11 protein-coding genes are annotated in these 12,148 nt (G+C 46.9%); 10 read left to right on the forward strand and 1 reads right to left on the reverse strand.

Annotated features, from left to right (window positions below; translation table 11 throughout):
* The first annotated feature begins 11 nt into the window (after positions 1-11).
* From HPY31_RS21500 to HPY31_RS21520, 5 genes are all read left to right on the forward strand, one after another.
* Positions 12-2,240 carry a hypothetical protein gene (locus tag HPY31_RS21500; RefSeq protein ID WP_172142384.1) on the forward strand — a complete coding sequence of 743 codons (2,229 nt, stop codon included), beginning with the start codon at positions 12-14 and terminating at the stop codon, positions 2,238-2,240.
* On the forward strand, positions 2,234-3,166 hold the full coding sequence (locus HPY31_RS21505) for an ABC transporter ATP-binding protein (protein ID WP_172142385.1): 933 nt from the start codon (positions 2,234-2,236) through the stop codon (positions 3,164-3,166). Before HPY31_RS21500 ends, HPY31_RS21505 begins: the two co-directional genes overlap by 7 nt.
* Positions 3,163-4,029, forward strand: coding sequence for an ABC transporter permease (locus HPY31_RS21510; RefSeq protein WP_172142386.1), 867 nt, complete (start codon positions 3,163-3,165; stop codon positions 4,027-4,029). The genes HPY31_RS21505 and HPY31_RS21510 overlap by 4 nt, the downstream gene beginning before the upstream one ends.
* On the forward strand, positions 4,019-4,231 hold the full coding sequence (locus tag HPY31_RS21515) for a hypothetical protein (protein ID WP_016743483.1): 213 nt from the start codon (positions 4,019-4,021) through the stop codon (positions 4,229-4,231). Before HPY31_RS21510 ends, HPY31_RS21515 begins: the two co-directional genes overlap by 11 nt.
* A gap of 139 nt (positions 4,232-4,370) precedes the next feature.
* Entirely contained in the window at positions 4,371-4,670 is a 300-nt protein-coding gene (locus HPY31_RS21520; RefSeq protein ID WP_007718819.1) for a DUF1292 domain-containing protein, read from the forward strand.
* Between the two features lie 68 nt (positions 4,671-4,738).
* Here the strand turns inward: HPY31_RS21520 and HPY31_RS21525 are convergent, their stop codons facing one another.
* Positions 4,739-5,116: a YflT domain-containing protein gene (locus HPY31_RS21525; RefSeq protein ID WP_016743484.1), complete on the reverse strand. Its 378-nt coding sequence runs from the start codon at positions 5,114-5,116 to the stop codon at positions 4,739-4,741.
* Between the two features lie 498 nt (positions 5,117-5,614).
* Between HPY31_RS21525 and HPY31_RS21530 the strand changes: the two genes are divergently transcribed.
* The 5 genes from HPY31_RS21530 to HPY31_RS21550 all read left to right on the forward strand — a co-directional run bounded on the left by HPY31_RS21530 (position 5,615) and on the right by HPY31_RS21550 (position 12,135).
* Complete coding sequence (locus tag HPY31_RS21530; RefSeq protein WP_015891554.1) at positions 5,615-7,585, forward strand: DNA gyrase/topoisomerase IV subunit B; 1,971 nt, start codon at positions 5,615-5,617, stop codon at positions 7,583-7,585.
* Positions 7,586-7,587: 2 nt separating this feature from the next.
* Entirely contained in the window at positions 7,588-10,131 is a 2,544-nt protein-coding gene (gene parC, locus HPY31_RS21535; RefSeq protein ID WP_172142387.1) for a DNA topoisomerase IV subunit A, read from the forward strand.
* A gap of 16 nt (positions 10,132-10,147) precedes the next feature.
* Positions 10,148-10,468, forward strand: coding sequence for a hypothetical protein (locus HPY31_RS21540; protein WP_016743487.1), 321 nt, complete (start codon positions 10,148-10,150; stop codon positions 10,466-10,468).
* A 192-nt stretch (positions 10,469-10,660) separates the two neighbouring features.
* A complete protein-coding gene (locus tag HPY31_RS21545) occupies positions 10,661-11,308 on the forward strand; it encodes a nitroreductase family protein (RefSeq protein WP_015891551.1) in 648 nt (215 codons plus the stop codon).
* A gap of 149 nt (positions 11,309-11,457) precedes the next feature.
* Positions 11,458-12,135, forward strand: coding sequence for a metallophosphoesterase family protein (locus HPY31_RS21550; protein WP_172142388.1), 678 nt, complete (start codon positions 11,458-11,460; stop codon positions 12,133-12,135).
* Positions 12,136-12,148 lie beyond the last annotated feature (13 nt).

Here is a 12,148-nt window from a genome sequence, read left to right on the forward strand (position 1 = left end):
GAGGAACAAGCATGAGATGGAAATGGGTGTTAATCTTTGTCATCACATGGCTTAGCTTTTCGATACGCCCAGCTATGGCAGAGAGCAACGTAGACATACAATTCGAAATACCCTTAAGTGGTATCGTCAAATATGAATCATGGATGAGACTAAACGTAAAGGTAACCAGCCAGGAAAAGGATTTCACAGGATCTGTAGAGTTATCGCAGCGACAAGTCAAAAAAAATAATGAATTGAAACTTCGGCGTCCGATAAAGCTCGAGCAAGGAAAGAGTACAACCGTATACTTTGATATGCCTACCCAAATATTGCTCGATGATTGGTACGTTCAGGTTACCCAAAACGGTCAAGTTGTCAAAAGTGAAAAGCTGCGTATCTCATATCCAACAGACGGACGCACAATTGGGGTGATTAGCGAGGAGGGCAATGCGTTTCATTTCCTTGCCGTCAATCAGTCTCAATCCAAAATGAATCGTCCTTTGTCCGTACAAAATCTCACGGAGCAAATGTTACCTGACCAATCCTGGATTTACGAAAACATAGACATGTTAGCGCTGGCAGGCAATAGTGGCTCCACAATAAATGATCAGCAGATGGATGCGATCAAGGAGTGGATCCAGCTGGGAGGGATCGTAGTTGTTTCCGCAGGTCCCAATCAAGATGGGATGATCCAGCGGTTTGCTGATATTCTGCCTGTGGAAGCCGGAAAAGCTGGTACTATTGATCTGCAACAAGCACTTAGTGAGTATGACATTGCAAAAGTCGCGCCAAATGGCAGTATTGGTGTATACAACCGTAACTTGCCCTTATTTGTGTCAAAACCATACGGCAGAGGGTTGCTCCTATTTGTCAACTATGATGTGACAGCAGAGCCGTTGGCATCGTGGCAATTCAATCCACAACTGTGGCAGAATGCAATGACCCAGCATGGCGCTAAGAAGATTTTTGAAGAGAAGCTTTATATGGATCAAATGACCCGGCCTTTTCTAGACTTGAGCAAGAAGATTCCTGAAGTGCAAACTCCTCCGCCGACCTGGATGGTTGCTTTATGGGGCGGATACGTAATTGTACTCGCACCATTGACATACTTCATTCTAAGAAGAATGAGAAAACCTGAATGGGCGTGGGGAGTCATCCCGTTGGGAGGAATTTTCTTGACCGTCGCTATATTCGCGATTGGAAAGCCTGCTGTTGTGAAAACGAGTACTAGCTACGCCGTAACCAAGATCGATATATTAGATGAGTCTTTGGCTCATGTTCGCTCAGCCGCAACGTTTTTAGGGGTGGATCAGAACGACTATGATGTTCAGCTTGAACCTTCGATCGTTGCACTGCCCTTGACAGTAGGGCGAAATGATTATCGACCAGAAGGACTAATGAATGGCGAGGAGCTTCTCTCTTTCCGTAATCTACCCTATCTGACACCGAAACAGGCAATCGGTATCGGGGTAAAGCACGATATGGGGGCTTTTGATGCTTCCTTGCGAATCAATGAGAATCGTGTGCAAGGGCACGTGAAAAACAATACGGAGTTTGCCTACGATCAAACTTATATTGAAATTGGTTTTCAGCGAATTCCTCTTGGGCCTTTGAAAAAGGGAGAAGAAAAGCAGATTGACAGTGTGCTTGAGCCCCTGTTTATGCCAAGAAAACCACAAGCATCAAACGAATTGCAAACGTTGGAAGAGCGAATCAAAGAAATGAGGGAAAGAGTTGTTGAGTATGAAGAGGGAAATCAGGTAAGTATCATCGGTACAACGACAGAGCCTCTCCCTCTGATGACCATGCAGGTGCCTCACCAAGCACATTACTGGAATGTCATTCAGCAGCCAATTCAATTCCAGCCAAATGAACAAGGCATCGTGACTTTTCCGTATGGCTTGCTTGATGCAGAGGTGTATGAAACGACAGGGGACTTCGATAGTACCGGATACATTTGGCAGATTGGAAAGGGCAGCATTACGTTTGAGCTGCGTGCAGACAAAGCCGCGATCAATATGAAGCGAATTACGGTACCACTGAATCACAGTTCATTTAAGCCTTTCCGGATAGATTACTTCCACCAAAAGAGTGGTAGGTGGATACCTGTTGAGCGTGGGACGAGACTTGTCCTCGACAAAGAACTCCAACAAGTGTTGACGCCAAATCAATCGTTATTGCTTCGTTTTTCCCATAATGGAACGTCACGATTAGCTCTACCAGAGCCTATTTTCCAGGTAGAGGGGGTGCGGAAATGGTAATCGAAACCGTTCATTTAGGAAAGAGATACGGCAATTTGCAAGCGTTGACGGATTTGAATCTTTCCATCGAACCAGGCAAGGTGTTTGGCTTTATTGGTCCAAATGGCGCTGGAAAATCTACCACGATGCTCATCTTGTCTACCCTTCTGGAACAGAGTGAAGGGGAAGCGTTTGTCTGTGGCTACAATGTACGAAAAGACCCTGCCAGTGTGCGACAGTCTGTGGGATACATGCCCGATTTTTTTGGTGTATATGACAATTTGACAGCGGTGGAGTATTTGGAGTTTTATGCCGGAGCGTACAAAATTCCTGCTTCCAAAAGGCGGGCACTCGTTAGTGATCTTTTAGAACTAGTGAATTTGACTCACAAAGCAGACGCTTTTGTCGACTCTTTATCTCGAGGCATGCAACAGCGTCTGGGGTTAGCACGTTGTCTCGTACATAATCCGGCCGTGCTGATTTTGGATGAACCGGCGTCAGGGCTGGATCCGCGCGCTCGTATCGAATTGCGCGAAATTATGAAGCAACTACGCGAAATGGGTAAAACGATTATTATCAGCTCCCATGTTTTGCCGGAGCTAGCCGAGCTGTGTGATGATATTGGTGTCATTGAAAAAGGCAGATTAATTGCGTATGGCTCCGTGCACGAGGTCAGTAATCGGGACACAGGCCAAAGTCGTATGCAACTAAGAGCCCTGCGGAACTTGGACAAAGCGGGACTTCTGTTAGCGAGCTCTCCGTATGTGCATCAATTGACGGATTATATGGGAGGCTTTCGCTTCTACTTTCAAGGGACGGAGCAACAAAAAGCTGAATTGCTTCAAGAACTGCTGGATGAGCAGGTCGCAGTCGTCTACTATGGTGATTCCAAGAAAGATTTAGAAGACGTCTTCTTAGCGATTACGGAAGGAGTCGGTATGGAATGAGCGACTTCTTGTTCAATCCTCTTTTGGTAAAAGAAATGCGGGAAAGATTCCGCTCGAGAAAGACCATGCTTATTTTAGCGATTTACTTATTTGTCATGGGGGGAATACCGATGGGCTTTTTGCTCATGGACCCCTTAAAGGCCGAAGCGTTAGGGGATAACCGGGATCTGTTTCTGATATCTGCGGGGATTCACTACGCGATGGTTTGCTTTGTGGCACCTGCCCTGACTGCTGGAGCGATCAGTGGGGAGAGAGAACGCCAGACCTTGCATATTTTGCTGACGACCCAATTGTCGACGCGCACGATTATTTTGAGCAAGCTCATTACGTCTTTGGCGTTCTCTACGCTACTGTTGGTTGCCTCGATGCCTTTGTACAGTATCGTGATGCTGTACGGAAGCGTCTCCCCGGAACAAATGGCCCAACTCGTCCTTTTTCTCGCGGTGAATATGTTTTTTCTCGGGTCGTTGGGATTGTTCTGTTCTACTTGGATTAAACGAACGTCGATCTCGACGGTCACCACTTACGGCATTGCCTTCTTTTTTGTGATAGGTACTGGCTTGCTGTTCTTTTTTATCGGTGAGTCCTTGCAACAGGCGCATCCGGAACGGTATGTCAATTCGAATGTTTGGAGCATGTATGAACTACAGATGTTGGCAGGGATGAACCCTATCATTGTGTTGTTCGATATTTTAGGCGAGTCGTTTGATCAATCCGATGACATCACTTTTGCACCGTGGTTGTTTTTCTCATGTGTGTACGTGGTTCTTTCTTTTGTGCTCGTCATCTGGAGCGCATATTTGTTAAAACCAATTCGCCGAAAATGGTGGAGTTGGAAGAAACGACCTGTTCGTGTACAATGAAAAAGGTGCGTGGGAAAAGGGAGGTTTTTTTGTGAGCGATCAACAAGTGCAGATCATTGATTTTGAAGAACTGCTTCGTGCGATTGAGAGCCGTCTGGCATCTGCTGGCATGTATGTCAAACGCGAAGCGATCGTGACGATTCTTCAGGCAGAAGAAGCATTTTTGCTTGAAAAAGGTGTTCTTGAAGAGTATAGTGAGTAATCAGCTAACAACCTGCCTCAAGTGGTAGGTTGTTTTTCATGGACAGGGAAGGCGCAGAGTTATTCGCCTGTTTGCTTCTCCCGGAAAAAAACGGTATGATGGAATAGAGTACGAATATCTGCATAAGGACGTGAACACATTGACAGAAGAGAACAAAGACCTCGAGTTGGGCGATATCATTACATTGGACGATGAAAATGGTGAACCGTTGGGGGATTTCGAAGTATTGGCTATGTTCGACCTGAACGGTAAAGAATATATTGCCTTGGCTGAAGCTGTGGAAGATGAAGAAAGCGAAGAAGATGAAGAAGTGGATATCTTCGTATTCCAAGTAGACGGCGGCGAAATGGTACCATTGGAAGAGGACGAGGAGAGCACTGTTTACGCGAAGCTGAACGAAGTGCTGGAAGGCATCGAACTGATCAAAGAAGACAAGTAATCTCGATAGGAATGAAACAAGCCACTGCTGGCGTTAGAACCCAAGCAGTGGCTTTTTCTTGCGGTCGATCAGTCATTCATTTTAATAATGTTATCCTTAAGGTCTCGTACAACGAGAAGGCATGTATAGTCGGTATCTTGCAGTTCCCGAACCAATGCGGAGCACTCGTCTTTCGTAAGACCTAGCTTTTCGAGACGGGTACGGAGTTCTTTACCGCCATTGTCAAAGAAATGCGCCATGCTGTCAATGTGACCGACGGCACTTTCAAAATGGGTGCTGTATTTATAAAAATTGTTTCGTTGATTGGAGTGATTTTTATCAGGATTCCATTTCAAAACCCAGATATCATCACTGTTGTATCCGGCAGAATTTAGCGCATGAACGTCAGAAGCTAGCTCAGCATCATACTTATGGAATTTGACAAACGGCTTGGTAGCACTGATCAAAAGTATTCCCCCCTTTTTCGCCTCAGGAATCGATGCCTTACTAGGATGTCCAAAGCTTATGAGCGAATGAATGGAAATACCTGAGGCATATTTTCCTTGATCGTAGCAGGATTTACGCTGTGGGGGAAGAAATAGAGAAAGGGAAACAAATGTTTTGGTTTTTCATTTTGACCAATCTTCACCATTAGTGCTACACTAATTAATGGAATATGCTTGTCATGTACAGAACGAATGAGAAACGAGGAATACTGAGAAGAATCGGCCATCTCGCTAGGGGCGAGGTGGCTTTTTTGCCCCATTTTGCTACTAGCGTTGAATACTATGGGAACCATACGGTACAATAGCGATTAAGTGTTCGCTTTTATTAGGAAAACGTTCCTCTCATGGGGATTGAATCATCTCGGCGTTTTTCAAAAAAGGTGAATACGACGCTAGCCATCAGTAAAAAAGGCATGATCGTTTTTTCTACGTGTCCGAAGAGTAGAGGGGAGAGCGCGATTGAAGGAAACAGAAACACAGCAAACATTAACGTATACGGAAGAAGATATTCAGGTCTTAGAAGGCTTGATTGCTGTTCGAAAGCGGCCTGGAATGTACATAGGCTCCACGGGCTCGCGTGGCCTGCATCATCTGCTGTGGGAAATTGTAGATAACGCCAAAGACGAGGCGCTTGCAGGCGTTAATGATAGCATCATCGTCACTTTGTACAAGGATGGCAGTGTCAGCGTAGAGGACCATGGACGTGGAATTCCAACGGGTATGCACAAGACTGGCCGACCTGTACCAGAAGTTATTTTTACGACGCTCCATGCCGGTGGTAAATTCGGCGGTGGCGGATATAAAAAAAGCGGTGGCTTGCACGGAGTAGGCTCCAGTGTCGTTGTGGCTTTGTCCAAATGGCTTGAGGTTGAAATCCACCGCGAAGGCAAAATTCATAAGCAGCGCTTTGAATATGTTGTGGATGCAAATGGAACGGAGCATGTCGGTAAACCGGTTACCGGTCTTGAAATCACGGGGAACACCAAACGCACAGGAACAACGGTACGTTTTCTGCCGGATGATGCGGTGTTTGGCAATGCTCGCTTTGACTATGAGACGATTCGTGATCGTTTTCGTGAGACGGCATTCCTTCTGAAAAAGCTGCGCATGGTTTTGATTGACGAACGTGGACCTGAAAAGAAACGGGAAGAGTTTTACTTTGAAGATGGCTTGAAGTCATACGTATCTTACTTGAACGAAGGAAAAAATTCGCTCCACCCGATCGTTTACTTCGAAGGAGAAAAGGACAATATCTATGTCGAGCTGGCTTTTCAGTACAATGACGGCTATGCAGAGACATTGGTGTCCTATGTCAACTCGATTGTAACAACGGATGGCGGAACACATGTCACGGGCTTCCGTAACGGTACGACCCGGATTTTTAACGAATTTGCCCGGAAAAAAGGGTACTTGAAAGAAAAGGACCCGAACTTGACTGGAAACGATTTGCGGGAAGGTTTCCTCGGTGTATTGTCATTGCAAATGGCTGACGTCCAGTTTGAGTCCCAAACAAAAGACAAGCTGGGGAACGAAGAAGCACGGGCAATCGTAGAACAGATTGTTTCCGAAAAGCTAGGCTTCTTCCTCGAGGAAAATCCGGAAATAGGCAAGCTGCTGATTGACAAGGCAGTACGTTCTGCTGAAATTCGTGAAGAGCTACGCAAACAACGCGAAGCCCTGCGCGGCGACAAAAAAGGCAAAACCGCGAAAAAGCGCAAATCGATTTCGGAAAAGTTCACTCCGCCGCAATACAGAGATTCCAAACGTAATGAGCTCTTCCTCGTCGAGGGGGATTCCGCAGGTGGCTCTGCAAAGCAGGCGCGTAATTCAGAGTTCCAAGCTTTGTTCAGCCTGCGTGGGAAGCCGTTGAACACAGAAAAAGCAAAGCTATCCGAGGTATTGGCGAATGAAGAGTTCCGCACGATCCTCGAGGTGCTTGAAACCGATATTGGCGAAGAGTTTTCCATCGAAAACTGTGCATTTGACAAAGTCATCATCATGTCTGACGCGGACGTTGACGGTTCGCACATTCAAACGCTGCTCTTGACCTTCTTCTTCCGCTACATGCGCCCGATGATTGCAGCTGGTCACTTGTATATTGCGCAACCGCCTTTGTATCAGGTGAAAAAGCAAAGCAAGGGCAAGCAGACAGAGGCGATCTACTGTTGGAGTGATTACGAGCTGGAACAGGCGTTGAAAAAGGTTGGACGTGGTGCTGAGGTGCAGCGCTACAAAGGATTGGGTGAGATGAACGCCGATCAGCTCTGGGAAACAACCATGGACCCTGAGACGCGCAAGCTCATTAAGGTTGAACTGGAAGACCTCGCTCACTGTGAGAAGCTGGTAACCGTTTTGATGGGTGACAAAGTCCCACCACGGCGTGAGTGGATTGAGAACCACGTCACCTTTGAAGTGGGGGAGGATGAATAAGCATGCTGTCCAATCAAATTATTAATCAGAGCTTCGCGGAGATTATGGGAAAGCGTTTTGGGGACTATGCCAATCTGGTTATTCTCTCACGCGCGATCCCAGATGCTCGCGATGGATTAAAACCGGTACAGCGCCGTATTTTGTATGCCATGTACCAAGAAGGCAACACGAACGATAAACCATACCGGAAATCAGCGAAAACAGTCGGGTACGTGATGGGTACCTATCACCCGCACGGTGACTCGGCGATTTACGAAACGATGGTGCGGATGGCGCAATGGTGGAAAATGCGCCAGGTGCTCATTCAAGGCCACGGAAACTTTGGTAGCTTGGATGCAGACCCGCCAGCCGCTATGCGTTATACCGAATCCAGACTGTCAGCATTGGCCAATGAGCTACTGCGCGATATTGAAAAGGATACGGTTACATTCATCCCGAACTACGATAACTCCGCTCAACAACCGGCAGTATTGCCTTCACGGTTTCCCAATCTTCTCGTGAATGGCGCTGCCGGGATCGCGGTTGGTTTTGCAACGGACATTCCTACTCACAATTTGGGTGAAGTCATCGATGCGGCTGTGGCCCAGATGAAGAACCCGAATATCTCGCTGGATGAGCTGATGCAGCACGTCAAAGGTCCAGATTTTCCGACAGGCGGGATTGTTCAAGGGCTGTCCGGAATTCGCAAGGCGTTTGAGACAGGCCGTGGACAATTCATCATTCGCGGGAAGACCCATGTAGAGGAGCCAAAAGGCGGCAAGATCAAAAAAATCGTCGTTTCCGAAATCCCTTACGAAGTGGTCAAGTCGAAGCTCGTCGGCCAAATCGATGAGCTCGTAATGGAGCGCAAAATCGAGGGGGCACTGGCGGTTCGCGATGAAACGGGTCGCAAAGAGGCCGAGCAGAAAAAAGTCCGCATCGTTGTGGATATTCGCAAAGAAGCAGATGAGCAGGCGATTCTCAACTACTTGTACAAAAATACCGATCTGCAAATCTATTACAATTACAACATGAACGTGATTCATGAGGGGACCATCCGTCAGATGGGACTCAAGGCTTTGTTGGGGGCGTACATCGACCACCAAAAAGAAGTCGTCACGAATCGCTGCCAATATGATCTGGATCGAAAGCAAAGCCGCGAGCATATTGTAGAAGGCTTGATTCGCGCCAAGTCCATTTTGCGTCAGATCGTCGATACGATTATGGATTCGGAAGATCGTGCAGATGCCAAGAAAAACATCATGGAGAAATACGGCTTCACCGACAACCAAGCCGATGCGATCTTGAGCATTCAGCTCGCTTCTTTGACACGTTTGGATATCGTCAAGCTGGAAAAAGAATTGGCTACATTAGCAAAAGAAATCGAGGAACTGAAATCGATTTTGGCAAGCGAGAAAAAGCTGATTCAAGTCATTACAGGCGAGCTGAACGAGATCAAGAAAAAATACGCAGAAGAGCGTCTGACAGAAATCCAGGGCGAGATCGAGGAAATCAAAATCGATATTGCCATGCAAATCAATGCAGAGGATTGCATCGTAACCCTGACAAACGAAGGATATATCAAGCGTACGAGCCCGCGCTCCTTCAAATCAGTGGGGGGAACGCTGGAGACATGTGGGGTAAAAGAAGGAGACCGTGTCCGTTATTTCATGGAGACGAATACGTCTCACACTGCTCTTTTCTTTACTCAGGACGGTAAATACTTCGCCACACTGGTTAATGCCTTCCCGGACGATAAGTGGAAGGATATCGGTTCGGCTCTCGTCAATATCATCCCGTTGGAGAAGAATCAGCGTATCGTTGGCTTTACGATCGTAGAAAACTTCAAACAACCGCTGTATGTATATCATGTAAGTAAAAATGGTTTGATGAAAAAGACGGCGTTGTCCGAATACGAAACCAATCGTTCGAGTGCGTTGGTAGCTGCAAAGCTAAAAGGCGACGATGACGAGTTTATGAATGTATTCGTGGCTGATGAAGCTGGGGCGATACTCGGTGCGACAAAAGATGGCATGGGCATCCGATTCCAGCGCAGCGAAGTCAGCGCAACGGGTAGAGCGTCGAGCGGGGTAAAAGCAATCGCACTTGCTCCTGGCGATGATGTCATCACGATGCTTCCGATTGAGGAAGTCGATTCTCGTGCCTTTAGCTTGTTGACGGCTGAAGGGGTTGTAAAACGCACAGCCATTGCAGCAATCCCACTCCAAGCTCGCGCAGGCAAAGGGGTACAGTTGATTCGTAAACGAAAAAATAACCCGCATGAGCTTGTTGCGATGTTCCTCGAGGAAACGGTTTATGCCTGGACGTCGCAGAACGAATGGACCCTTGTTGAGACAGAGCAAGTGATCGTCAACGAGCAAGGTGGCATTGGCCGACAACTGATCGAGGGTGGGGTAAAAGCAGTTGCTTTTGAAACCATTTTGCCGACGGATGAACCGAAGGACGAAGCGACGGCAAAAGGCTCAGGAGACGGATCTGGCACAGCAGGACAACAGAAAACGTCGAATGGCCAGGCTAACTTGTTCGATGGAGATCATCGTAAATAAAAGGAATGATGAATAGATGGCGTTTGAAGCCTTTGTTTCACCGCTTAGCTGGCAGCAGGTTTCTCTGCTCCTCGATACTGTGCAATATTTCGAAGACGCGCCAAAACTGCTCTCTCTTCCACAAGAGCAAGGCGCAGCTGTGCCTGTCCCGATTACGTCAGACACATTAAAGTCGATGCTTGGTTGTCTGGACGAAGAGGAAGCGTTTAGCCGCAAAGCTTTTTCATTAAGATGGGAAACAGCTGGGGACGAAGCGAGTGGCTTTCTCGTTGTCGAGCTCCCGAATGGAGACACCGTGAGACAGCCAGCCGTTCTATCCGCCTTTTCTCCGGTTTAACAAACAAACGAATAAACGCTTTGGTGACGCGCTTGCATCCATGACAGGATGTGAGTGATTCGCCAAAGCGTTTTTTTGCATACAAAAAGATTGCCAGTGAATTGGAATATGTGGTACAGTTTGAACACGAGTTATTGCGCAATAAAGTTAGTAACTTACTAAACGGAAACCTTACAACTGGAGGATGGAATCATGGAAAAAGTCATCGATCAAAAGGCTTTTAAGGACGTCATTCGGGAGCGTCGTTCCGTACGTCATTACGATCCAACAGCAAAAATCTCGCGGGATGAACTAAAAGAAATGCTGAAGGAAGCAACCTTGGCACCATCCAGCTCTAACCTCCAGCCATGGCGGTTTTTGATTATCGATGAACAGCCCTTGAAAGAGAAGCTACTCCCCATCGCATTTAACCAAAAGCAGGTGGTAGAGGCTGCGGCAATCATTGCAGTTCTAGCCGATTATGAGGGCTACAAGCAAGCTGGGAGCATTTACAAAAAAGCGGTAGAAGCAGGCTACATGACAGAGGAAGTAAAAGCTACACTCATCGACAACATCAACAAGCGTTATGAAAATCGGGATCGTGCAATCATCAAGGAAATTGCTTTGGTAGACGGAGGTCTCGTCTCGATGCAATTGATGCTCGTCGCCAAGGCAAGAGGGTATGACACAGTGCCAATGGGAGGCTATAACAGCGAGAAATTCAAGGAAGCTTTCCAAATCCCGGATCAATATGAAACGGTCATGCTGATTGCAGTTGGTAAAGCGGCAGAGCCTGGTCATCCGACTACTCGTCTGGATGTAGAAGAGATTACGTTCTGGAATGAGATGCCGAATAAATAAGCATGGAGAAATGGAATAGCCTTGGCCTACTCTGATTTTTGGGCCTGGGCTTTTTTCACGTTTGCAAGCTTTTGAGGGGCAGACATGCTGGCAATCAGGTCAAATGGGGCGTACAATAGAAAGACATGACAGCGAAAGAAGGGTGCAGGATGAAAAGATTGTTGGCAATCAGCGATATTCATGGGGAATTGGAGAAACTGGAATCGTTGATAGAGCAAGTTCAGTACGATCCACAAAACGATCAATTGATCCTGCTAGGTGATTATATAGACCGTGGACCAGAGTCGAAGGGGGTCGTTGAAAAGGTAAAACAGCTCCATGCACAAGGGGCAATTGTGTTGATGGGCAACCATGATCATATGATGGTTAAATCATTCGAGCAAGACCCAGTCTTTATCGAACGATGGTTCCGAAACGGCGCACAAAAGACGTTGGCGAGCTATGGTCATGCTGCAGCAGACGAATCTGGTGCACCAGAGACCTTGGAAATTATTTCTTCAATCAATGAGCATCTGGAATTTTTGGCTGGCTTGGACTGCTATTATGAAACCGATGATTATATTTTTGTTCACGGGGGTGTCCATCCCGAGACTCCAGTTGCAGAGACAGACCCGTATCTCCTGATGTGGATACGTGATGAGTTCCATAAAGGCTACCAGGGTGAGAAGACCGTAGTTTTTGGTCACACGCCAACCAATTATTTGCACGGTAAACATGATGTGTTTTACGGAGAAAATAAAATCATCGGCATTGACGGAGGTGCCGTATATGGCGGCCGTCTGCATTGCTTGGAGCTTCCCAGCCGAAAGGTTTACTCGGTAGAGTAATAGAACAAAAACA

It is taken from the genome of Brevibacillus sp. HB1.3 (assembly GCF_013186635.1).
Lineage (GTDB): Bacteria > Bacillota > Bacilli > Brevibacillales > Brevibacillaceae > Brevibacillus > Brevibacillus brevis_D.